The organism is Nitrospira marina (assembly GCF_059568365.1).
In genome coordinates this window covers 2,374,808-2,397,565 of record NZ_JCANTH010000001.1, presented here as the reverse complement: position 1 = coordinate 2,397,565, position 22,758 = coordinate 2,374,808, and the positions used below count along the sequence as shown (strand labels likewise).

Annotated in this window: 19 protein-coding genes; 10 read left to right on the top strand and 9 right to left on the bottom strand. The window is 45.5% G+C overall.

Annotation, left to right across the window (positions count from 1 at the left end):
- Positions 1 to 39: 39 nt before the first annotated feature.
- Complete coding sequence (locus LX98_RS09950; RefSeq protein WP_496428751.1) at positions 40 to 285, bottom strand: hypothetical protein; 246 nt, start codon at positions 283 to 285, stop codon at positions 40 to 42.
- A 141-nt stretch (positions 286 to 426) separates the two neighbouring features.
- Between LX98_RS09950 and LX98_RS09945 the strand changes: the two genes are divergently transcribed.
- From LX98_RS09945 to LX98_RS09935, 3 genes are all read left to right on the top strand, one after another.
- Positions 427 to 1,152: an HAD-IA family hydrolase gene (locus LX98_RS09945; RefSeq protein ID WP_496428750.1), complete on the top strand. Its 726-nt coding sequence runs from the start codon at positions 427 to 429 to the stop codon at positions 1,150 to 1,152.
- 351 nt (positions 1,153 to 1,503) lie between these two features.
- Positions 1,504 to 3,723: a histidine kinase N-terminal 7TM domain-containing protein gene (locus LX98_RS09940; RefSeq protein WP_496428749.1), complete on the top strand. Its 2,220-nt coding sequence runs from the start codon at positions 1,504 to 1,506 to the stop codon at positions 3,721 to 3,723.
- A gap of 81 nt (positions 3,724 to 3,804) precedes the next feature.
- Positions 3,805 to 6,105, top strand: a complete 2,301-nt coding sequence (locus LX98_RS09935; RefSeq protein ID WP_496428748.1) for a PAS domain-containing protein — start codon at positions 3,805 to 3,807, stop codon at positions 6,103 to 6,105.
- A gap of 160 nt (positions 6,106 to 6,265) precedes the next feature.
- Here LX98_RS09935 and LX98_RS09930 read toward each other — a convergent pair whose 3' ends face one another.
- Positions 6,266 to 7,219, bottom strand: coding sequence for a methyltransferase domain-containing protein (locus LX98_RS09930; RefSeq protein ID WP_496428747.1), 954 nt, complete (start codon positions 7,217 to 7,219; stop codon positions 6,266 to 6,268).
- 541 nt (positions 7,220 to 7,760) lie between these two features.
- On the opposite strand from LX98_RS09930, the gene LX98_RS09925 reads away from it, so the two are divergent.
- Both LX98_RS09925 and mutT read left to right on the top strand, forming a co-directional pair.
- The gene (locus LX98_RS09925) at positions 7,761 to 8,477 is read left to right on the top strand and encodes an A/G-specific adenine glycosylase (RefSeq protein ID WP_496428746.1); all 717 of its coding nucleotides are present in this window, start codon (positions 7,761 to 7,763) and stop codon (positions 8,475 to 8,477) included.
- A 28-nt stretch (positions 8,478 to 8,505) separates the two neighbouring features.
- A complete protein-coding gene (gene mutT, locus LX98_RS09920) occupies positions 8,506 to 8,925 on the top strand; it encodes an 8-oxo-dGTP diphosphatase MutT (protein WP_496428745.1) in 420 nt (139 codons plus the stop codon).
- Between the two features lie 475 nt (positions 8,926 to 9,400).
- On the opposite strand, the gene LX98_RS09915 is transcribed toward mutT, so the two are convergent.
- Positions 9,401 to 10,177, bottom strand: a complete 777-nt coding sequence (locus tag LX98_RS09915; RefSeq protein WP_496428744.1) for a hypothetical protein — start codon at positions 10,175 to 10,177, stop codon at positions 9,401 to 9,403.
- Positions 10,178 to 10,325: 148 nt separating this feature from the next.
- A complete protein-coding gene (locus tag LX98_RS09910; RefSeq protein WP_496428743.1) occupies positions 10,326 to 11,072 on the bottom strand; it encodes an iron-containing redox enzyme family protein in 747 nt (248 codons plus the stop codon).
- A 140-nt stretch (positions 11,073 to 11,212) separates the two neighbouring features.
- On the opposite strand from LX98_RS09910, the gene LX98_RS09905 reads away from it, so the two are divergent.
- Positions 11,213 to 11,497, top strand: a complete 285-nt coding sequence (locus LX98_RS09905; protein WP_496428742.1) for a hypothetical protein — start codon at positions 11,213 to 11,215, stop codon at positions 11,495 to 11,497.
- Between the two features lie 103 nt (positions 11,498 to 11,600).
- Here the strand turns inward: LX98_RS09905 and LX98_RS09900 are convergent, their stop codons facing one another.
- A complete protein-coding gene (locus LX98_RS09900) occupies positions 11,601 to 12,041 on the bottom strand; it encodes a hypothetical protein (protein ID WP_496428741.1) in 441 nt (146 codons plus the stop codon).
- 62 nt (positions 12,042 to 12,103) lie between these two features.
- On the opposite strand from LX98_RS09900, the gene LX98_RS09895 reads away from it, so the two are divergent.
- Positions 12,104 to 12,457 (top strand): hypothetical protein, encoded by a 354-nt coding sequence (locus LX98_RS09895; protein ID WP_496428740.1) that lies wholly within the window; start codon positions 12,104 to 12,106, stop codon positions 12,455 to 12,457.
- A 43-nt stretch (positions 12,458 to 12,500) separates the two neighbouring features.
- On the opposite strand, the gene LX98_RS09890 is transcribed toward LX98_RS09895, so the two are convergent.
- A complete protein-coding gene (locus LX98_RS09890) occupies positions 12,501 to 13,220 on the bottom strand; it encodes a hypothetical protein (protein WP_496428739.1) in 720 nt (239 codons plus the stop codon).
- 222 nt (positions 13,221 to 13,442) lie between these two features.
- On the opposite strand from LX98_RS09890, the gene metH reads away from it, so the two are divergent.
- Complete coding sequence (metH, locus tag LX98_RS09885) at positions 13,443 to 17,114, top strand: methionine synthase (protein ID WP_496428738.1); 3,672 nt, start codon at positions 13,443 to 13,445, stop codon at positions 17,112 to 17,114.
- 111 nt (positions 17,115 to 17,225) lie between these two features.
- On the opposite strand, the gene LX98_RS09880 is transcribed toward metH, so the two are convergent.
- Positions 17,226 to 17,444 (bottom strand): hypothetical protein, encoded by a 219-nt coding sequence (locus LX98_RS09880; protein ID WP_496428737.1) that lies wholly within the window; start codon positions 17,442 to 17,444, stop codon positions 17,226 to 17,228.
- A gap of 297 nt (positions 17,445 to 17,741) precedes the next feature.
- Positions 17,742 to 18,245, bottom strand: a complete 504-nt coding sequence (locus LX98_RS09875) for a hypothetical protein (protein ID WP_496428736.1) — start codon at positions 18,243 to 18,245, stop codon at positions 17,742 to 17,744.
- Positions 18,246 to 18,587: 342 nt separating this feature from the next.
- Between LX98_RS09875 and LX98_RS09870 the strand changes: the two genes are divergently transcribed.
- Positions 18,588 to 20,483, top strand: a complete 1,896-nt coding sequence (locus LX98_RS09870) for a radical SAM protein (protein WP_496428735.1) — start codon at positions 18,588 to 18,590, stop codon at positions 20,481 to 20,483.
- Between the two features lie 19 nt (positions 20,484 to 20,502).
- Positions 20,503 to 22,470, top strand: coding sequence for a radical SAM protein (locus LX98_RS09865; protein ID WP_496428734.1), 1,968 nt, complete (start codon positions 20,503 to 20,505; stop codon positions 22,468 to 22,470).
- Here the strand turns inward: LX98_RS09865 and LX98_RS09860 are convergent.
- Positions 22,455 to 22,745: a hypothetical protein gene (locus tag LX98_RS09860; protein ID WP_496428733.1), complete on the bottom strand. Its 291-nt coding sequence runs from the start codon at positions 22,743 to 22,745 to the stop codon at positions 22,455 to 22,457. The two genes, LX98_RS09865 and LX98_RS09860, sit on opposite strands and share 16 nt — an antisense overlap.
- Positions 22,746 to 22,758: the final 13 nt, after the last annotated feature.

The window sequence follows — 22,758 nt, the reverse complement described above, 5'->3', positions numbered from 1 at the left end:
TTGATTTGGCAAAAAAAGTCTCCGATGTTATCACGGGCCCTACAGGCCCGCAATACGACCTCTTGTTCCTCCTATGATGCCTGTGGTAAAAACAAATTCCATTAAATTTCTTAAAATTTTCAATTCACTCAGGAGAATCACCCATGCCACGTGGTCGGCAAAAAGATCGTGATTTGCGAAGAAAACATCGAAAAAATCAACAGCGGGTAAAAGGTTTAGAAGTGGCCCGGCGCGAAAAGGGCAAAAAGAAATAGGAACCTGATTTTTTGAGGCCGTGGCCTTCATTCCATAGAGCCTCATTTCTCTTCTTGAATTTCCATCCTTATGATTTTCGTTTGATCGAACGAACCTACAAGGCTATTTTTGGGCAGAGGACAGGTCATCGGTCCCTCCGCCCTTGATCCTCTTCCCTCCTCATTATATTGTATGAGTTCCTCCCCCATAAAAGTCATTTTTTTTGATGCCGTAGGGACTTTATTCGATGTGAAGGGATCGGTAGGGGAGGTCTATTTAACGTATGCCAAAAAATACGGGGTCCCGGACACCGAACACACCCAACATGCATTGAATGCCGCATTCAAGCAAACCATGAAAGACATGCCTCTTCCGGTTTTCTCGGTGGAGCGGCCGGAAAAACTCAAACAGTGCGAGCGGTTGTGGTGGTTTGATGTTGTGCATGCCGTTTTTTATCGGGTGGGGATGTTCGAAGGATTTGACGAGTTTTTTGAGGAGGTATTCGAGGCGTTTGGGAAACCTATCCATTGGGAGCTGTTTCCTGAAACACTCGAAATATTAGCTGAATTGAAGGGGCAAGGCTTTGAACTCGGAATTATTTCCAATTTTGATAGTCGGTTTTTTCAGGTTTCGCGTGGGCTTGGTCTCAGCACGTTTTTTGATTCTGTGACCATTTCCAGTTTGGTCGGGTCTGCCAAGCCAGCCAAGAATATTTTTGCTCATGCCCTCGATGAACATATGGTGATCCCTCAAGAAGCACTTCATGTGGGAGATCATCCTATTGAGGATTTCGAGGGGGCTCGACAGGCTGGTCTTCATGCCGTCTTGATTGATCGTTCAACAAATAGCCTCCCTCATCATCCACAGACCCTTTCAAATTTGATTCAACTGTCTTCATACGACCTCTTGCATCTCTAAAAACCCACCCTGCATTCAAACTTTTTCATAACCTTCCCGATTGGGAATTGAAAGCCAGGTGCCCGTGCCTTTTCCTAACCGACGGGTAAGTAAGAGGGGGAATCCTGAAAGGCCGAAGGGCGGCCAGTGGTCAGGCACCAAGATCACAAGGCAATCCTTCACGATACTAATGAGCCTAAGAAGCCCAAAGAAAATCAAAATGAGAATACTTGACCATTTTGGCCATTCAGGTTACGGTTCAGAATCAAAGTAGACCCCTTCTAAGGCTGGTGCGGCCTTTTTTGACATGATGAACTCTTTCCAGGTGTGGAATCCGTAAGTTAATACTCCTTCGCCATAAACACGAAGCCCGTGGAATTTTTTGCCATCAGTGGATTGTTGAATGGATTGGCCGCTAGCGGGTTGGCGTCCTTTGTCTACTTCCGCGCTCCAAAGGATCCCAGGCATTGGACGTTTGGATTATTTGGAATCGCCACTGCTTTATGGAGTTTTGGTTATTTTGCCTGGCAAGTCGCGGATTCCGAGTTTTTTGCCCTCCTCAATCTTCGCATATTAATGGCAGGGGCTATCTTTATTCCCATTACATTTCTGCATCATGTTTTGTATTTACTTAAGAAAGAGAATATTTATCGTTCCACCATTACATGGAATTACCTTGTGGGAGGGGTCTTCCTTCTTGCCGATTTTACACCTTTCTTTATTCAAGGTGTCCGCCAAATTTCCGTTTTTCCGTTTTGGGGTGTGCCTGGCTTGGTCTTTCACTTTTGTTTGATTTGGTGGGTCGGTCTTGTAATCTTTGCCCATCTTCTTCTTATTCAAGCCTATGCGAAGGAAAGGGGATTGCGTCGAAGACAATTTTTGTATCTTCTCATAGGCTCTGCAATCGGATACATAGGTGGGGCTACTAATTATCCCTTATGGTATGGGATTGAAATATTACCCTACGGGACAATTGGCTTTGCGGTATATATTTCAATCGTAGCCTATACCTTGTTGCGATTTCACTGGTTGGAATTTTCAGTGTATGTTGAAAAAGGTTTGTCCTATTTTGCTATTTTATTGTTTGTCTCACAGCCAGTGTATCCGATGCTGCTACTGGCCCAGAAATCCCTCCTGGGTGCCATTAATGTCCGGTTTTCCGTCGTGCAACTTGTACTCCATCTCATGACGGTTGTGGGAGTTTATCAGATGAAAGTGGGAACGAAGGGCGCGGTCGCGAGAACCATACTCAAAGGCCGGGAATTGAGGACTCAAGCTCTCTCCAGATTTTCTTCAAAAGTCGCTAACATGCATAATATTCAGGATTTGGGTCAGGCCATTCTTGAAACGGTCGGAAGGAGTGCTGGAGCGTCGAAGGCCGCAATCTTTGTTTTGCAGGTTGAAGAAAATCGGTATAGGGCCGTTTCAAATTTCGGATTTTCTCCTGATCATCCTGTTATCCAGAATGGATGGGCTATCTCCGATAATCTGCCACAATTATTACTATTTACGCAGGCAAAAGTCTCCATTGGGGAATTAAAAGGTTTAGATTCCAGTGAAGGCGAGAGGGGTATAGCCGAAATATTAGAAGAAGCCGGATTAGAGTTGTTCTATCCGATCTTTGGGAATAACCAATTATTAGGCGTTTTGGCGCTTGGTCCTACGTCTAGTGAAGCTATTCGGATGATGGGTGGAAAAACATTTTGGAATACAATTATTCAGGAATCTGCCTTAGCTTTAGAAAATGCTATTTTGCGCGAAGAAATTCACCGGTCCCAAAATTTGCTTTGCCAAGTGGATCGCCTACGGTCGCTTGAAGCCATGGCCAATGGATTGACTCAGGAACTTCATAGTCCATTAGTCTCAATTAAAGCTTTTGTTCAAGTGGCTGAAATGCGACGGCACGACGGTGAATTTATGGATAGGCTTCATCGGATAGTCGGAGAAGATCTTGCGAAGATAGAAGCCTTAACAAAAGAGATGAGAGAATATGTCAAGCCCTTATCGGGATCATTGAATGCAAAAGCCCATATCCACGATATCATTGATTCCTGTCTTTTGTTTGTAGCGAGCAATCCTTCTTACCATAAGACGATGATCGAGAAAATATTTAGTCAGGATGTTCCGATGGTCTCTGTCGATCGCCAAGGGCTCATGCAGGCCATTTTCAATGGCCTGTTATTTCTTTTAAAGGACCCCTCGCATTTGTCTGGAACTTTGCGAATTGAAACAGAAGCCGATCGACAGGTTTTGGGGCGAAATTGGCTTCAAGTTTCGGTGTGGTGGAAAGCTGAAAAAACGTCAATGAATTCTGAGCTGGTTTCAATAGAGGAGTGGGACTTTGACAATCGCTTAATTGATGAACCTGACCTTTCCGCCACGCAAGGGTTATTCCTTGCACATCAAATTATTCAACGTCATTCTGGACGTCTTCAGCTTTTGACCAATGAGCGTGGCATTCTCGGATTTCAAATCCAACTGCCCCTCAGTCTACCCTATGGCAATGAGTATTCCTTGACTTCTTTTCGTAACCCCGCCATTCCTCTTAAGCAGGTGAAGGTAACCCCAGACGCTGGCCATCCTTTTTCGTAGGAAAAATTGGTAGAATCCGGGAGGTTGGTTGCTGACTCCCTCTGAGTCAGGTCGGTAGGTGAATTGCGTCATGCTTCCTTTATGAATAGCTTCTCTCAAAATGAGCGTAACGTTTTCGACCATGTACCAGTGGTTGTCTATCAGTGCACTCAACAGGGGATTGATCGGAATTTTGAGTTTGTGAGTCCGTACGTTTATTCATTGCTAAACCTAACTCCTGAGCAACTCACCCAAGATTCCAAATTATTTTTTTGCCGGATTCATCCGGAAGATCGGAATATGTTTTTGAGAGCTTGGGAGAAACACACCCATTTGCCTGTAACCATTCGGTTAGAATATCGAATGTTCGGTGAAGGAAATCGAGTGGTTTGGGTTCAAGAAAATAGTGTGATGTCTCAGGGGAGTATCGAAAATGAAATGATCTGCCATGGGACGTTAATTGAGATCCCTGATCACCAACATATCAAAGAGGAGTTGCAGCGCTGGGACCGAGAGCTTCAATCCTTGACCGATAATCTTCCCGATATTATTGGACGATTTGATCGCAAGAACCGTGTTATGTATTTAAATCGGTGGTGGGATAGCGTTGACCCAATTCCTCCAGAAAAGTATTTGGGGAAAGAACTCATTGAGTTGGGGGTCTCTCAAAAGGTCGCAGGTGTGTTTGAAGAGAAAATTCAATCGGTTTGTAAAAAGGGCATATCAGAATCCCTCGAGATTTCCCATCCTACTGGAAAAGGACTGAAAAATTTTGAAATACGATTTTGTCCGGAGCCAACTATCGGTGGGCAAATTTTGACCGTCTTGTTGATCTGTCGGGATGTGACAGACGTTCGAATGGCTGAGCTGGCTTTCAGAGACAGTGATGAAAAATTTCGCCAACTGGCCGAAACGGTGGATAGTGTATTTTGGATCTGGGATGTAGACTTACAGCAAATAGTCTATGTGAGTCCTGCTTACCAACGACTGTGGGGCGGTGATCCGCAAAAACTCATGAATAATCCCTTTGATTGGTTGACCATCGTTTTTCAGGAAGATCAGGCCAAGGTGGAAAATTTGTTTTTAAAAAGAATTGATGCGAAAGGCCTTGATATTGAATATCGAATCGTCACTGGTCACCATGAGCTACGCTGGATCCATAACCGAACCTTTCCGGTGAAGGATTCATCAGGGAGGATTCATCGGATCATTGGGATAGCTCAGGATGTGACGGAAAGAAAGAAATGGGAGGAGGAGCGGTTGAGGGGGGCAAAGCTCGAATCACTTGGGCTCCTGGCCGGAGGACTTGCCCATGACTTCAATAATCTGCTCACAGCTATTTTAGGCCAACTGTCATTAGCGAAATATACGCTGGACTCATCCAACCCCCTATTTAATCGGATTTCTGAGGCCGAACATGCCTCTTTGAGAGCACAAGATATTGCGAGGCAACTCCTGACTTTTTCTAAGGGCGGGGCCCCGGTAAAAAAGACTGTTTCCTTGAAAGAAATCTTGCATGAGAATGTCCGGTTGGTGCTTGCGGGCTCTAATGTCCGTCCAATCTTTTGCATTCCCGATGATTTGTGGCCGGTCACAATTGATGCAGGCCAAATATGCCAGGTGATTCATAATCTTGTGATCAATGCGAGGCAGGCGATGGAGGAGGGAGGGGAATGTATCATTCAAGCTCAAAATATCACAGGAGATGGGGTTGAACTATCTGGTTTGGGAGCAATGACTTCGCAGGCTCAGGATTGGATCGAAATCCGCTTCATTGACAATGGGATTGGGATTTCAAAGGACAATCTAGAAAAAATATTTGATCCCTATTTTACGACCAAGTCCACAGGGTCAGGGTTAGGACTTGCGACGTCCTACTCCATTGTGAGGAATCATGGCGGATTGTTGGCTGTGAAGTCCGCACTCGGTGAAGGGAGTACTTTTTCTCTATTTTTACCCGCTATCCCCATTCAAGAAATGTCTCCAGAATTGCCGGAGCGGAGCGTGAAAGTAGGACAAGGCAAAATTCTGATCATGGATGATGAAATCCAAATACGAAACGTTCTTGGTGAGATGGTGGAAACCTGTGGTTACAGCTACCAAACAGCCAAAGATGGCGACGAAGCCTTGAAGAATTTTTGCGAGGCAAGAAAAATTGGTTCTCCATTTTCAGCCGTCATCCTTGATTTAACTATACCTGGCGGGCTAGGAGGAAAAGAAGTCATCAGCCGGCTCTTAACTATAGATCCCCAAGTTAAAGCTATTGTGGTGAGTGGTTATTCGAATGACCCTGTCCTTGCCAATTATCAGGAATATGGTTTCAAGGGTAGAGTAGCCAAACCTTTTAACCTTGTGGATCTCAGTGTGGTACTTCATTCCGTTTTAGAGAAGACGACATCATAAGGGTCAAGGTGGGTGTTTTGGCATTTGCATAATTGTTCGGTAAAAACGGGGGAATATCTACTGGTGACGGATTCCCCCGTTTTCTGTTTTTATGACCACTGTCCTTAAAAATGCCATGCTCCCGGGCGATGCGAAAGGGGGGGATGGCCTTTTGTTCTGATTAATTCTTTGTGATTACCAAAAATAGGTTGACCCCTTCAGGTTCTTGTTCAATACGGATTTGATTCTCTGTAAACCCGCATTCCTGCGCAAGCATGCGAAGGTGCATTTGGCTTCGATGAAATAAATCCCATTTGAAAAGTTCCATATAGCCGCGACTGGGATTCTCAGTGGTGAAATTCCCAATCACCATTTTTCCATTTGGTTTGAGAAGAGTAAAGAACCTTTTTAAGGTTCGCTTAAAGATATTGTCATTGAAATAATCAAATAATCCCGCCGACCAAATCAGGTGGTAGGTTTTGGTCGGTGAAAAACGAAACACATTTTTGTGCGTAAACTGAATATGAGAAAGAAAGTCACGGCAAAGGTCCTTGGCATAATCGATGGCATGTGCGTCCTGATCAACGCAATCAATCTCGAGTTTAGATGTCCCAAGAACCTTGAGAGCTTCATACATATCCCGCCCAGGGCCGGAGGCTAAATTGAGAATATGGGTGGTTGACGGGGTTTCCATTTTGGTTTTCCACAATGAGTCAAGGAAAAAAGATAATCGGTTTCTGACTGCCTTAGGTGCTTTTTGGGTATGAAAAAACTCGTCCCACCTAGATAGATGAGGGTTAGAAGATGTGTCGTAATTGTATATTTTTTCAATAATTTGATAATCGCCTGCATATCCTAACGGTTTATGGTACGCCCAACCCTGGATGGTTGCGGGTGAAAGGGCTTCTCCAAAAGCCGCTCGAATCAATCCTAATTGATCAGCGGAAAAGATCTTGTGTATATTTTCTCGGGAAAACTGTTGAAGGAGTGTATTCAGCAAAGGATAGTCTGTTAGGGTTGGTCCTCCTTTTTTTGAGAATCCGGAAATGAGTTCAGCCGTGCTTTGGGCAAGTTTTTGAATCTCTGTGGTTTCACTTGGATAAAATTTGGAAAGAGGGATAGTGTGTGGGAGCATAAGAAACCTCCTGTTTGGTGTTAATGAAAAATATAATGTTGAACATTGAACCTATCCCTACACGTCACAGACGGTAGGGATGGGAATGCACGGAATGAAAATGGGGAAAAAATGTGAACGGAAGAATATCTTAATGTTCCCCTGAGAGGGGGCAGGGGAGGGGCAGTTCCTGGTCCGGAAATCGTCCCCATAGTTGGACAAAGACCCGGGATTCCTGAAGGTTGACCGCTAAGAAAGATTTAGAGAAATCATAGGACCTCGTCTATTCCCTCAGTTTTTCAAATAGAAGGAACCTGTGGATGGGGGGACACATGAAAAGGAACAAAACGGTCCTGCTCAATGTGCGGGACATTACCCGATCTTAGAGACCCCTGTCTAGAAAATAATATGACGGCTTCATGGAATCTCATGTAGTAGATGAATTTTTGTGGCTTGTTGGGATAAAGTGATGTTTTTGTTTAATTTTTGAGAATGTATTTCGAATGTGGTGAAGCCCTGGCCTGTTTTGGCTAGGATCAAAACTTGGAAAAAACTCTGGTTGATGGCGAAGATAATCAAACATCAAAGTAAAAAAAAATCCAGGCCTTATGCTAAGGCTATTCAGGGCATTCCAAAATCTAAAAAAACACAATTTCAAAAACGTCTCCTGACTTGGTATGGGGAATTCGGGCGGGATCTTCCATGGAGGAGAACCAGCGATCCGTATAAAATTCTGGTTTCTGAGGTCATGTTGCAACAGACACAGGTGGATCGGGTTATACCTAAATTCCATGAATTTCTTGGGAAATATCCTACTCTGCAGGATCTAGCGGTCGCTCACCCGGATGATATTCGCAGGACGTGGTATCCCCTCGGGTACAATATTCGACCATACCGTCTTCATGGCATTGCCTGTGAGACGATTGAGCGTTATGGCGGAGCTATTCCCAGTAAGGCAGAAGAGCTGCTTTCTCTGAAGGGCATTGGTCGTTATACCGCAGGAGCCATCAGATCATTTGCGTTTAATAAAGATGCGCCTATTTTAGACACCAACGTGATGCGGGTATTGCACCGGATATTTATTGGGAAAGGGGAGGCCAAGAAGCAGAAGACCGAGTTATGGGTTCTCTCTGAAACACTTATTCCCAGAGGCAAAGGGTATGATTTTAATCAGGCGTTAATGGATTTTGGGGCCATGATGTGTACGGCCAGAAAACCCACTTGTTTATTGTGTCCAATGAGGAATATTTGCCTCACTGTTTCTTCGGACGAAAGGTAGGAATCTGCAGCAGTCGTCGACTATTGTTGTGGCTGCCGCCATTATCTGCCGGAAAGATATGATTCTTTTGGCAAGGAGAAAGCCGGAATCCCATCTAGGGGGGCTTTGGGAATTTCCAGGGGGAAAAAAGGAAGTTGGAGAGACTCTGGAGGAGTGCTTGCGCAGGGAGGTGAGAGAGGAGTTAGGAGTGGATATTAGTGAGCCTCTTCCGTTTTATGCCCTCCATTATCGGTATCCAGAAAAAATGGTGGATTTGAATTTTTTTACCTGTTCCATCATTCAGGGCATTCCTCAAGCGTTAGAATGCTCTGAGATCGCCTGGGTTTACAAGCATGAATTGAATTCATTTGCTTTTCCTCCTGCAGATATCCCCGTTGTACACAAAATCCTTCAATCTGGGTACCTGGCCGAAAAAGTTTTTCTGGTTTTCTCAAAGAGGTACCCATAAAGGAAAATAAGGGTTTGACGCTTTCAAATTGATCGAGCCCTCGGTCGATTTGTGAGCATTGGTACCGTGGCTTCTCAGATGCCATGGTTCCCCAATTAGCAATTTTTACGCTTCCCCAGTAAGCAGACAGTACGTAAGTAGAGAGGTTGGATGTTTGACGTTTTTGAAACCTCCCCGAAAACTTGACCGCGCCATGTTGGAAATGCGATGCCTTCTGCGGTCCGGCTTGAGATGTCTGTTCGGCCAACTCCTGGGCCGTGAGATTCTCTCGTGACCAGTTCGCCCGGTGTTCATTGTCGTTCACCCCTGGGTTCCTCCGCCTCGCTCTGGGGTGCCATTTATCCCCATACAAAGCAAAGAACTTTTGTGCAGGTTTAGGTAACCGCCGTTTGAAATCAATCTGGAAAATTTCGGACTGAACCCATGTACGAGACTGTGACCGTTTGAAGTAATTGGGATATGCGGAATGATTTGTCTATTGAGCGGAGGTGTTTTGAAGGCGTCGTATTTCTTCAGCTTGTTGGTCTACAATTTTTTGAAGGTTTCGCAACTGGGAGTTCAGTGAATCTATGGTCATGGGTGGTTCAATATTTTTATGAGGGGTCGTCTGTGTGCTAGGCTGGGTTCGTTTATTCTCTTTCTCGATTGGGTTTAGAGGTTCGAGAATTTGATAGTTGATGATAATACCATGGGACGTCGAGGGAATCGTCATGAAGTTTTGGATCTCTTCTGCCCTTATGGAAGCCTGATGGGAAAAGACCAGAGAGGTTGGCTGGAGTTTTTGAGGAGAATTTTGCATTTTTGGAGATACCCCAGGGTAGGGTTTTAAATTTTCCAAAGTCAACAGAAGAGTGGATGGAGGAAAAGCAGCGAGCATTCCCTGGGTCGGAAAATGCTGCTCATTAGTCGGTGGACACTTAAAATGGATAACTTCTTCTGGTGTGACCTGAGAAAATGCCATGGATACGTGGGGTGCCAAAAAAATTATTTGAGATGGAGAAAATGCTGGAACGGGGCGGTGATTTGAAAGCAGTAATTGTTGGAGTATGCCTTCCTGTTGGCTGATGGTCATGCCATTTAAAATCTTGGCAATAAGAGATTCAGAAAGAAATGCTGGATGCGTCGGAGCCTGCTTTAGAGCGTGAGATGTTTTTAGGGAAATAACGCACTCAGGACTCTCATAGAGAACCGTTTCTACTTCAGGAGTCCAAGAGCACTGCAAATTAAAGATTGCCAGGATAGCGATAATCACACATCGTTTAGTGAATCCTAGCGGCTTAAAATGACCTAAAGACGGTGTGAATGAATGTGGCAGTGCTTGGATCACTTCGCCAGGTGTTCAGGAAACAAGAGCCGGAATTTTTGTGACCGCAATGGAGACCAAAAACAGATGGAAATGATCAGGTTTGTCGAATACCACAGGCACGGGCAATTCCCTCCTGATATCGTGACCACAAGTTTAATGCCTCTTCTAGTAGCGAGAGTACCTTGATCTGATCACCGCTTTCATCGGTATGATGCGTCACCATGTCATACACCGTTTTCCGAGATCCTGCGGAAAACATATGTTGGGCACGAATATAATCCATAAATCCCGGTGATAAGCCTTGGTGCTGACTGAGATAATGTTTCCGGACAATATCTTCAATCTCATCCTGGTTTTGTGCTGGCTTGGGATATAGCACTTCCTCCGGATCGTTGGCCGTTCCTTTTATAAAAATTGAAAGAACCGCCGCTCCCACCGACCACTCTTCGTCTTGGCATATTTGATTTAACCATTCTCGATATCCACGGCTTGATGCCAACAGTTCCACATCCCGGAATCCAGCCCTATCAAATCCCAATCCATTCATCATGTGAAGAAATAGTTCTTGGTGAGGCTGTCCAAGAGAGAATCCTCCGGTTTCCTCTTCGTAGATAATTGTGGCAAGCAGCCGGCGTGCCTCCCATGGAGGATTTTTCCCAAGAATCTGAGCGAGGAGTACAGAGAAATCGCGAACATAGACGACGTATTCCTGATGAAAAAAAATATTCAATTTTTCTTTAGTAATCGTGCTACCTTCAAGAAAGGCGGTCGCCCAATGGTGTTTTCGGCGCAGCACATCAAATATTCGGTCACGAAATTGTTCTGGTGAAAGTTTTCTCATACAGAGGGGTTATCCCTTATTACGGTCTATTTGCTTGAAATGAAAAGGTGGGCTTTTTAGTAAATATGAGATTATGATAGACATCCTGCATGCCTATTGTAATGATATCACATTATCACATATCAAAGGAGTCAGTAACAATGCAACCAATTAACCTGGCCGATCCAGATGCCATTTTAGAATTTTTAGCGAACGTGACTCTACGGGGCGAAGGGGTCACAGCCGAAAATTTAATGGATTACGTTATGGATGAGGGATTCACCGAGCCCACGTACTTAAGTGCCAAAGGCGAAGATCCTCTGGCATTTTACCAGGGGCAACCCAATGCCTGGGGGATTTATCAAATTCGCGAATGGAAACGGGTTTTAATTATTTCTGGAGGAACAGGAAAAGTAAGGCGAGCCCAAATTACCGAAACTCCTTAAGCATATCCATACATTGAGAAAGGTTTAGGTTTAGTGAGGAATGGCCCAGTTTTTTCTGATGAGTCGCGTTTCACTCCAACCTTTTGTTGGAACAGAACGTTTCTCAATACCAGCCTCCTATTAATTTCCCTTCTTCAAAGTAGAGATATCTGTGCTTAATCGTGCTTGAGTCCAGCCAGTCTTCATATATCCATTCTTCTCGTCGTATCCCTTTTTCCGTATAGCTGACATTCATTTGATAAGGGGAACCCCAGGCATCCATCACTTGCTCGCGACTCATCCCAGCCATAACAGATTTATCTTGTAGGTGCTGTTCAAAGGTTGGGTCAAGTAATCGTGGTACAACGCCCCATCCGACCATCCAGAGCCCAAAAGCTACCAAAAAACCATATATTGTGAGCCGAACCCGGCGTCGACAGATCCATGGGGTAATGTGAGAATCGGTGCTTGTCGGCTGGGAGAACTGTTCAGTCTCCGGACGTGAAATGTTTCTCTCTGCAGATAGTGACGGTGAAGACATTTTGAGATTTTCGTGTGTTATCATAATTAAGGTAATTTACTCATTAATCTAACAGTGGATTTCCAGGCAGGTCAAGGTAGAATTGTATGTTTCTGGAAGTTGAACAGAACCCGAATTTTGAGGGTTCATATTTTATAAGGTTTAAGGAATTAGGACCTCCGCGGCGGGTGTCCCATGTAAAATCCTATGATCGGATTTCCCAAGGAGAATGGTGTGTGGTGACGGGGTGGTGTGATGATCCTGTTCAACCGCTCTGTCCTGCTTTTGCGCAAAGGGTAGAAGATTCAGGTGCAGGTTCAGCCTTTATTGTTTTTGGAGGAAACTGGGGTATTCGACTAAAACTCGCAAACGATGTCAATGATTGGAATATTGAGGACACCAATCAATGGGGCGAGGGCTATTTATCATTAGGAGAAGAACGGGATCTTAGATTTGAGTAAGGTCGACGAGGAGTCAAACTCTAAACAAAATTTAGGCAGAAGATCAATCCTCATAGTGGGGTTGAGGAACGGATTTGATCGGTGCCGATGGAGCAGGAAGACGTTTCTGGAATTCTGGTGAAAAGGGGTTGAGGATGGGTTCATGAGTTAATCGTTGCTGAGTTCTGACGAGTTGAAGGCTTTGAGTCGTAATTTCCAGCCGGTCAATCGGGATGTCGACAGAGAGGATATTGGGAATTCCATTAATGGCAAACATTTGGTAGGCCAGTGACCAGGTAAGCTTTTCTTTTCCTTGTTCTTTGACAATGAAATCGGCTTCCGGTGAAGGAGACCCCTTAAACAGCAGGACCCAGAGATTGGATCGGAAGGTTGGCGCTGACGGATCGGTCGGAGGAACAAATTCAGGGACAAGGGAAGGAATATCCTGTAAGGGAACCGCAGGGGAAAATTCCACTTCGCATCGCTGAACATACAACGTCGGAATGTTCTTGCCTTCATTTAAATCGGGAATATAGGAGAAGGAATAGCGAACTTGGATGCCATTCCGGGAAAAGGTGTAAACATCTTCGCCATTTCCGGGTGAAACCAAATTTTTGAAGTACTTTTCCCAATCAGGGAACGTATAGTAGCTGAAAACACGGAGGGCGGCTTTTCGAGAACGAACTGCCATCGGAGTTCCTAGTGTTTGGCGTAATTCTTCTTGTGTTAACCCTAAATACCCGTCCTCAAAATAGGGTTTGGCCGAAACAGGGGTAGGCCACAAGATTCCCCCTATGCTACAAAGGATTGTAAATAATGCGGCAAAGGCCACCCATAAAAGTGGCCTTTTACAAAGTGGGAAGGAAAATGTCATAAAAAGATAGTGAATTTCATAATCCTATTTCTTGAAATTCATAGAAGTCAAGAATGGGGATGAGAAATGGCTGAGAAGTCTTGAGTTGTTGACTGTGAGCTGGGATGTTTTTTGAATGATGAGGGGGTAAGAATGAGCACATTAGAAGCGGCCTTAGAATCTCGAATCCTTGTGCTGGATGGGGCCATGGGTACCATGATTCAGGCTCATAATCTGAGTGAAGGGGATTTTCGCGGGACGCGTTTCGTGGACCATGCCTGTGATGTCAAGGGCAACAATGACCTATTAAGCCTGACGCAACCAAAAATTATTGAAGATATCCATGTGCAATACCTTCAGGTTGGTGCCGATATCATCGAGACGAATACCTTTAATTCCAATGCCATTTCTCTAGCCGATTATCGGATGGAGGATTTGGCCTATGAGTTAAATCTGGCAGGGGCACAATTGGCCAAGCGTGCGGTGGATCGGGTACAGGCAGAGAAACCTGGTCGGACGTGTTGGGTCGCAGGGGCCTTAGGCCCCACCAATCGAACTGCATCGATGTCGCCTGATGTGAATAATCCGGCATTTCGAGCGGTCACCTTCGATGACTTAGCCGCAGCGTATTATGATCAGGTTCGGGGTTTGGCGGAGGGTGGCGCCGACCTTCTCCTGGTCGAAACGATTTTTGATACGTTGAATGCGAAGGCCGCTTTTTATGCTATTGCTCAGTACAGCGAAGAAGTGCACCGCCAATTCCCCGTTATGGCGTCGGTCACGATTACCGATCTCAGTGGGCGGACGTTATCAGGGCAACTGATTGAGGCGTTTTGGAATTCCATTTCTCATGCCAACCTTTTAAGTGTGGGGATTAATTGCGCCTTAGGGGCCAAACAAATGCGCCCCTACATTGAAGAGCTTTCCAAAGTGGCGCCCGTCTATATCAGTTGTTATCCCAATGCGGGATTGCCTAATGCCTTCGGCGGGTTCGATGAGACCCCAGAGCGAATGGGTGGAGATCTTCGCGATTTTGCCAGACAAGGCTGGGTCAATATTGTGGGTGGGTGCTGCGGAAGTACGCCCGAACATATTCGAGCGATTGCGGGAGGGGTCAAAGATTGTGCTCCGCACAAAAAAACCCATGTTCCGCGCCTCACTCGGTTGAGCGGATTTGAACCACTGACTATTCGACCAGAGGGGAATTTTGTCAATATTGGTGAACGGACCAATGTAACGGGTTCACCGAAATTTTCCAAATTGATTCTCAACGGGAACCTTGAAGAAGCCTTGGCTGTGGCGCGCCAGCAAGTCGAAGGAGGTGCGCAAATCATCGATGTGAATATGGATGAAGGGCTCTTGGATTCCCAAAAAGCAATGGTAGAATTTTTAAATCTGATCGGATCCGAGCCGGATATTGCCCGTGTTCCCATTATGATTGATAGCTCAAAGTGGTCAGTCATTGAGGCGGGACTCAAGTGTATTCAAGGCAAGGGTGTCGTCAATTCCATTAGTCTCAAGGAAGGCGAGGACCAATTCCTGGAGCAGGCTCGGAAGATTCGTCGCTTCGGTGCTGCCGTGGTGGTAATGGCATTCGACGAAACAGGTCAAGCAGATACGCTTGAACGAAAAGTGGAAATCTGTACGAGGGCCTATCGTCTCCTGACTGAGAAGCTGAATTTTCCACCGGAGGACATTATTTTTGATCCCAACATTTTGACCGTCGCAACTGGCATGGAGGAACACAATGCCTATGCCGTGAATTACATTGAGGCCACGAGACAAATCAAAGCCACGTTGCCTTTCTGTAAAGTCAGTGGTGGAGTCAGCAATATTTCCTTTTCCTTCCGGGGAAATAATACGGTTCGCGAAGCTATACATTCCGCGTTTCTCTACCATGCCATCAAGGCGGGGATGGACATGGGAATTGTGAATGCCGGCCAATTGGGAGTTTATGAAGAAATTCCCAAAGATCTCCTCAAACTAGTAGAGGATGTCTTGTTGAATCGTCGGCCGGAAGCAACTGAGGAATTGGTTACCTTCGCGGAGACGGTCAAGCAACAGGGCAAAGCAACTGTGATTGATGATGTGTGGCGCCAGGGCACGGTAGAAGAACGTCTTTCGCATGCGTTGGTGAAGGGACTTGTCGAATTCATTGATGCCGATGTGGAGGAAGCCCGTCAGAAATACCCTAAGCCTCTGGATGTCATTGAGGGGCCTTTAATGGATGGGATGAATGTGATCGGGGAGTTGTTTGGCGCGGGAAAAATGTTTTTGCCTCAGGTGGTCAAAAGCGCGCGAGTCATGAAAAAAGCTGTGGCGTATTTGTTGCCGTTTATGGATGCGGAAAAAGTTGAAGGTGAGAGTCGAAGCCAGGGTAAGATTCTGCTCGCGACAGTAAAGGGCGACGTGCATGACATTGGAAAAAATATCGTCGGTGTCGTGCTAGCCTGCAATAACTATGAAGTTCTCGATCTGGGTGTGATGGTTTCCTGTGACAAAATATTGCAAACCGCTCGCCAAGAAAATGTGGATCTGATTGGCCTTAGTGGACTGATTACTCCTTCCTTGGATGAAATGGTTCATAATGCACGAGAAATGAGTCGAGAAGGCTTTACCATTCCTCTGCTAATTGGCGGAGCCACCACCAGCAAGGCCCATACAGCGGTAAAAATTGCGCCTGGGTATACCAGCCCAGTCGTGCATGTATTAGATGCGTCCTTAGCGGTTAATGTCGTACGCAAGTTAATGAGCCCTGATGATAAAAACGCTTTTGTGCAGGATGTGCAGGCGAAACAACAGAAAACGCGGGAAGCCTATCTATCCAAGACAACGGCCAAAAAATTTGTATCATTGGAAGAAGCGAGAAAGCAGCCCTTCGACATTCATTGGGAGACAGCGTCCCTTGCCAAGCCGAGTGTTCTTGGTTGCAAAGTTCTTGAGGATGTGGCACTTGAAACGCTTGTTCCCCTAATTGACTGGTCCCCCTTTTTCCACGCATGGCAATTGCGCGGGAAATTTCCGAAAATTTTTGAAGACTCCGTGGTTGGGCCAAAGGCCAAAGAACTCTTTGACGATGCTCAAAAGCTCTTGAAAGAAATCATTGATCGAAAATTGCTTACGGCCAAAGGTGTCTATGGATTGTTTCCAGCCAATAGTCAGGGCGATGACATTATTATCTACAAAGATGAGACGCGTTCGGAGCGTGTGTCAGTCTTTCATACTTTGCGCCAGCAAATAGAAAAGCCTCAAGGAGATTTTTATTTTGCATTGGCTGATTTTGTGGCCCCGCAGTCCAGCGGAAAGGCGGACTATATCGGTGGTTTTGCCGTCACGGCCGGCATCGGGATCGAAGCCCTCTGTCAGCGGTTTGAACAGGATCATGATGATTATAACGCTATCATGGCTAAATCTTTGGCCGATCGATTAGCCGAGGCCTTTGCCGAATGGCTCCACCGTGAAGTACGGCAGGAATGGGGATTTGGCCAAGATGAGCAATTGACCAACGAGGAGCTCGTTCAAGAAAAGTATCGTGGAATTCGCCCCGCGCCGGGGTATCCGGCCTGTCCGGACCATACTGAGAAACAGCATTTGTTTGAGTTGTTGCAGGTTGAGAAAACCGTAGGTATTCAGCTGACCGAATCCTTTGCCATGTATCCGGCCGCGTCAGTCAGTGGTTTTTATTTTGCGCATCCCCAAGCCAAATACTTTTCCGTTGGAAAGGTGCAGAAGGATCAAATCCAAGATTATGCCAAGCGGAAAGGGATGGATGTCTCGGTGGTGGAACGCTGGCTTTCCCCAAACTTGTCCTATGATCCTACTTGAGGATATAGAGAATTTTGATTTTCAATTTTTGAGAGTGGCGGGATCCCTCTAATAAACCCTTGGGAGAGGGACAGGAGGAGTGTAATAAAGTTGGTCTGAAATCTACGAGTGCTAATCAGGATCAGAATATCGTTGGCCACTTTCACCCGACCAACGGCTGATCCCAATTTCTTGAGATTCCCATAAGGCCTGAATTTCTTGAGCTGCCAAATCCGCTTCTTTTGTCCGCTCTTCACCTTCTGGTAATTCCTGAATTTCTTTTGAAAGAGCTTGGCTTGGCTCTGGACCGCGGCCTCGCGGGGAGTTTTTGAGTAACACATTGATTGGCATAGTTACCTCATGTTGTATCGTAATGTTTCAGGGATAGCGCCTCGTCAGTTGGACTGTCAAGTCTGACAAAGAAAAGGACTTGTCTGGCTAGAATCGCCGCTTGTGAATGTCCCATCTACGTGAGACTTTCTTTGTTTCTTGGGGAACATACCTTTCAATGAAACCCATGAAAAGAAACCCATGAAAATTATTATCCCGGGCTGGTAGCGTTTTAGCCAAGGCTTCCTTATTGTCCAATAGCGGAGAAAATTCTGCCAACTTCGCTCTAACGTCTACCTCCTGATAAGCATGCTTAGATTAGACCAGGATCGGTTGGAGGTTATCGGGGCATTCAAGCATTGAAGATTCAATTGGGTGGCTAATGCTCTGAAGGGCTTTCACGATCCATTGATATCGTTCTTCAGCCCAATTATCGAATGCAGAAGAATTTTCAAATACCAAGTCCCAGGCGGGGACTGAGTCCAATAGCAACAATTGATGGGGAGCGTTGTGTCCTGGAAAATACACCACCAAGACTGCCGATTTTCCCATGAGACTGATATCCGTAAACATATGAATCATGGCTTGGGCTGGAAGCTCATTTGTGCGGGAGGCGGCTTCAACGATTGGTCCATAAATACGATGGAGGAGTTGTTGTGTCGTTTCATAAGGCGATTTGCTTTGATGGAGGTGGGGATTTGGCGCCTCACCAAGCAGGTTCGTCACTAGATATTGGAGGGCTTCCCATGAGGGCATTGCCCCAGAATTGACTAGCGAATCCATTAAGTACGACATCCAGTTGCGACATTCAGGCTTGCTCATGGTCATTTCCTCACAGCCATTTCCTAGAAATTCTAAGAAAAATTAGAGTTGTTGATGAAGAGTACGCTACCAGACAAGGAAGGGGTTCCCAGGGCAGATGAGTGATTCTAATATGAAGATATTATTCGGTCAAATATTAATTTCTTTCAATATCGTTTGACCGTGCGATTGGCCTTGACCATGGTTTTTTCAAGGACTTAGAATGTGGAATCTATCTAATGAAAAAAACTAATAAAAATCAATGAGTTATTTTATGACAAGAAATAGTGACGAAATAGGTTGTTCAAGATTTCAGTTTGATTGACTTAAACGCGAATAAATAATTTTACCTAGGGTGTTAAAATGAGGATAAATTATGATAAAGGTGGGTTGATTCGCCCCTCTAAGATTCAATTACCAAGAGCGACTGATTTCAAAGAGTCAACCAACAAGGCCAAGATCCTGTTGGTCTTTCCCCCAGACTGGTACCCATCAGAACCCTATTTGAGCCTTCCGACCTTAACGGCTTTTCTTCGATCTGCCGGCCATGATGTAGTCCAAAAAGATGTCAATCTAGAAATGTACGACTGGTATTTTAGCCGGGACTTCCTCCGTCGCATTCTTAAAAAAGTTCCCCAGCAACTTGATCGTCTCAAAAAGATTAAAAAGAGTCGTGAGTTAACGGATGAGGAAGTGGACCTTCAGTTAGCTCTCTGCAATTGTACCCGAGGCTACATCAGCGATTTAGCTGAAAGAGCTGAGAAAGCAAAGGAAATTGTTCGAACCCAAGAGTTTTACCAGAGTGACAAGCTGGAATGGGTGATGAACACATTCAGGGAAGTGACGGCCACCATATCCTTGGTGTATGCCCCGGCAAGAATCTGCATGCCTCCAATGGAAACCGATTTATCCTATAAACTGTTTATGTCGTCTGAAGTGCTTGAAGCCGTTGAAGATACCCAAGTCAATATCTATCGGGATGTGTTTGAGGAAATTTTGAAGCCGGCCATTCTGGCCGAAAAGCCTGATGTCATTGGGATTTCAATTGTTCTTCGCCAGCAATTGTTTTCCTCTATGACATTTTGTGCACTCATTAAGGAGCAATTTCCCGATATCCATGTGACCATCGGAGGCAATACCGTCACCCGCCTGAGAGAAGTGCTTCCAGATATCCCCAATCTTTTCGCATTATTTGATAGCGCGATTGTCTATGAAGGTGAAACTGCCCTGTTGCGATTAGTGGAAGCCATAGGCTCGGATGGGGATTTATCACATGTTCCAAATTTACTGTTTAGAGATGCAGCGGGGATTCATGTGAATTCCGAATCCTACGCCGAAAATATGGGCGAGTTACCTCCTCCAGATTTCGACGGATTGCCATTAGAGAAATACTTTGTACCTGAGCCGATTCTTCCCTACTTAGCCACTCGTGGATGTTACTGGGGGCGGTGTGAGTTCTGTGATCATGGTGAGGGTTATACAGCAGGGTATCGGACCAAAAGGGATTGGCAGATTATTGAAGAACTCACCTATTTGAAAAATAAGTATCAGGCACGACATTTTCATTTTACCGATGAGTCATATCCCCCTGCCTTGTTTCGGAAACTCACCAAAAAATTGATTGAGTCAAATTTAGATATTGCCTGGACCACACATATCCGTTTTGAAAAGAGTCTTCTTGAGGACCAAGTTTGGGCGGATGCCCGGACATCGGGATGTAAATTCCTCCATATGGGCTATGAGTCCGGAAGTGAGCGGGTGCTTCAACTTATGGATAAGGCGACCACGACGGAGGTGATCCAGCGGAGCTTGGAGTTGTCCTCTAAACACGGGGTTTGGAATCATGTCATGGGATTTTTTGGATTCCCAGGGGAAACTTACCAAGAGGCCAAATTTTCTATTCAATTTTTAGAAGATAATCGGGAACACGTCCATTCGATTGGATTTGGGACCTTTGATTTGAGCAAACATACCCCCGTCGCGAAGAATCCTGAAAAATTTGGCATCACCTATTATAAAAACCCGGAATGGGATTTGGCCTTGGATTACTATTTTACAGTGAAAGAAGGATTGAGTATTGAGGATGCCGAACGGGTATTCGAGGAATTTGAGCAAAATCACTATGCTGGGTGGGATTTGAAAATTTTCGTGCGGGAGTATGTGTTTTTATACGTGGCCCATTTCGGGACCAATAAGTTACCTTCGCTGCAATTTCGGCTCGACTCGCACGATTCCTCAACGAAATTGGCCTCTGTCTAATGTCAGGAGTGTGGACCCTATGACTGATACCTTAATTGAAATCGAGCGTGGTGGTTTGACCGATAAATCCAGACGGACGTTTAAAACGATGTTGCTCTTTCCTCCGGAATGGGTTCCTACCGCTCCATACCTTGCTTTACCCAGTCTGACCGCCGTACTTCGGTCCTATGGCCATGAGGTGGTACAGAAAGATGTCAATATTGAAATGTATGACTGGTTTTTCAGTGATACCTTTTTAATCTGGGTAAAGCTTCGGATGGATCAGCAGCGGCGAGATCTGAACGAACGGAAAGCCCGCAATGGTTTGACCGATTTGGAACGAGACCGACTGGCGTGTTTGACGTCGCAAGATGCAATAGATGTCATGGAATTGGCTGAACGAGCTATAGAGGCCAAAGCCATTGTGCGAGGCGAGTTATTTTATGATGCAGGAAAACTGGAATGGGCCCTACAAACATTTCGCGATGTTATGCAGTTTATTTCTGCCGCCTATTTCCCCGCTTCCCTCGTATTCTATCCCATGGAAAGTAATTTAGGGTATCGCTCGGGAGTTTCAACTGAAGTGTTGGCATGCCTGGATGACGATCTTGTTAACGTGTATCGGGATGTGTGCCGTCAGTTAGTGCTTCCTGCTATTCAGAGAGAACAACCGGAAGTGATAGGAGTTTCCGTCGGAACCCAAATGCAACTTCTGGCGGGTATGACCTTTTGTAAAATGATTAAAGAGGAATTTCCTGATATTCATGTAACCGTGGGTGGCAATGTGATTACCCGGTTAAAAGATGATCTCCCAAAACGGAAGCAATTTTTCACACAAGTCTTTGATTCGGCCATATTGTACGAAGGCGAACATGCGTTGGTTTGGTTGTTGGAGGCGCTGGCAGGTGAACGGGACTGGGGCAAGGTCCCTAACTTGATGTGGCATCAAGAGGGGGAGATTTGTGTGAACGATGAAATATATACCGAAAAGACGACGGCTTTGCCTCTTCCGGATTTTGAGGGATTACCCTTGGATGCCTATTTTGTCCCGGTTCGAATTTTACCGTACTTGGCCACTCGAGGGTGTTACTGGGGACGATGTACCTTTTGTGATCATGGGCAGGGATATTTCGATCAGTACCGTGGAAAACCCGCGCATGATGTAGTCCGAGAAATCAAAGCTTTGAAGGAGAAATACCAGGCAGAGCACTTTTTATTCTCAGATGAATCCTATCCTCCCGCGTTATTAAAAAAGGTTTCACAATTGCTGATTGAGGAGCAGGTGGGGATAAAATGGACGACCTTAATCCGGTTCGAAGAATCATTGCAGGATCCCGAAATATGGACACAAGCCGTTCGAGCTGGCTGTTGCACGCTATATTATGGGATGGAATCGGCAAATGAGCGTGTATTGGAACTTATGGATAAGCATGCGAAAAAGGCGGTGATTGAAAATAATTTACGGGAAGCTGCTAAAGCCGGAATCTGGAATCATGTGATGGCTTTCTATGGTTTTCCGGGCGAAACACGGGATGAAGCCGAGGAGACCAGGGAATTTCTCCTGGAAAATAAACGCTATATTCATTCGGTGGAATTGTTTTATTTTGTGGCCTACCGACATACACCAATGGTTCGGAATCCTGATAAGTTTGGTATCACCATTCATAAGCAGGAAGAGTATGATATGCCTCTCGATTACTATTACACGCTGAAAGAACCAGGTGGGATTACTTGTTTGGAGGCGATGCAATTAGCAGAGGAGTTTTATCAGAAGGATTTTGAGCCATGGGCTGTTAGAGTTAATGCCCGGGAACATGTATTCCTCTATATTTCCAAATTTGGTACGAATTACCTGCCCCAGATCTATGCGATGAAAGCCGGGCAGAATGAACCACGAACTGATGGGGTGCAAGGTTTGATTACCTGGCCTGTGTCTAATGCGCCTTCCGAGAAAAATTCAAAAGGTGAATCAGGAATGTCCCGTGTAGTTAGTCATGCTGCTCCGTGATCATCCTGTTGTCGAGAGGGACGGCGATTCTGCAGATGAGTGGATAGAATTTGATAGGCTGCATGTATTTCCTTAGTTTTGGCCTCTCCCTTTTTATACATTTCCATATACTTCGCTGGGTTATTGGTGAGGCCTGCGTAGCGTGACGGATACCAGACTCGCCTGGCTTCCTCATATCGTTGCTGTAAGGCATCAGGCGAAAAGGGCTCTGTTAGATTCAGGAGCAGCAGTGCCCGTTCGACGGTCATCGAGTTTGGGTCGCTTGAGGAGATCATGAAATTTTCATCA

What these genes read in the sequence shown, in the direction of transcription:
- LX98_RS09950 (WP_496428751.1), bottom strand. Translation starts at nt 285, where the DNA reads ATGAAGGCCACGGCCTCAAAAAATCAGGTTCCTATTTCTTTTTGCCCT.
- LX98_RS09945 (WP_496428750.1), top strand. Translation starts at nt 427, where the DNA reads ATGAGTTCCTCCCCCATAAAAGTCATTTTTTTTGATGCCGTAGGGACT.
- LX98_RS09935 (WP_496428748.1), top strand. Translation starts at nt 3,805, where the DNA reads ATGAATAGCTTCTCTCAAAATGAGCGTAACGTTTTCGACCATGTACCA.
- LX98_RS09930 (WP_496428747.1), bottom strand. Translation starts at nt 7,219, where the DNA reads ATGCTCCCACACACTATCCCTCTTTCCAAATTTTATCCAAGTGAAACC.
- LX98_RS09925 (WP_496428746.1), top strand. Translation starts at nt 7,761, where the DNA reads ATGGCGAAGATAATCAAACATCAAAGTAAAAAAAAATCCAGGCCTTAT.
- LX98_RS09910 (WP_496428743.1), bottom strand. Translation starts at nt 11,072, where the DNA reads ATGAGAAAACTTTCACCAGAACAATTTCGTGACCGAATATTTGATGTG.
- LX98_RS09905 (WP_496428742.1), top strand. Translation starts at nt 11,213, where the DNA reads ATGCAACCAATTAACCTGGCCGATCCAGATGCCATTTTAGAATTTTTA.
- LX98_RS09900 (WP_496428741.1), bottom strand. Translation starts at nt 12,041, where the DNA reads ATGATAACACACGAAAATCTCAAAATGTCTTCACCGTCACTATCTGCA.
- LX98_RS09895 (WP_496428740.1), top strand. Translation starts at nt 12,104, where the DNA reads ATGTTTCTGGAAGTTGAACAGAACCCGAATTTTGAGGGTTCATATTTT.
- metH (WP_496428738.1), top strand. Translation starts at nt 13,443, where the DNA reads ATGAGCACATTAGAAGCGGCCTTAGAATCTCGAATCCTTGTGCTGGAT.
- LX98_RS09880 (WP_496428737.1), bottom strand. Translation starts at nt 17,444, where the DNA reads ATGCCAATCAATGTGTTACTCAAAAACTCCCCGCGAGGCCGCGGTCCA.
- LX98_RS09875 (WP_496428736.1), bottom strand. Translation starts at nt 18,245, where the DNA reads ATGAGCAAGCCTGAATGTCGCAACTGGATGTCGTACTTAATGGATTCG.
- LX98_RS09870 (WP_496428735.1), top strand. Translation starts at nt 18,588, where the DNA reads ATGAGGATAAATTATGATAAAGGTGGGTTGATTCGCCCCTCTAAGATT.
- LX98_RS09865 (WP_496428734.1), top strand. Translation starts at nt 20,503, where the DNA reads ATGACTGATACCTTAATTGAAATCGAGCGTGGTGGTTTGACCGATAAA.
- LX98_RS09860 (WP_496428733.1), bottom strand. Translation starts at nt 22,745, where the DNA reads ATGATCTCCTCAAGCGACCCAAACTCGATGACCGTCGAACGGGCACTG.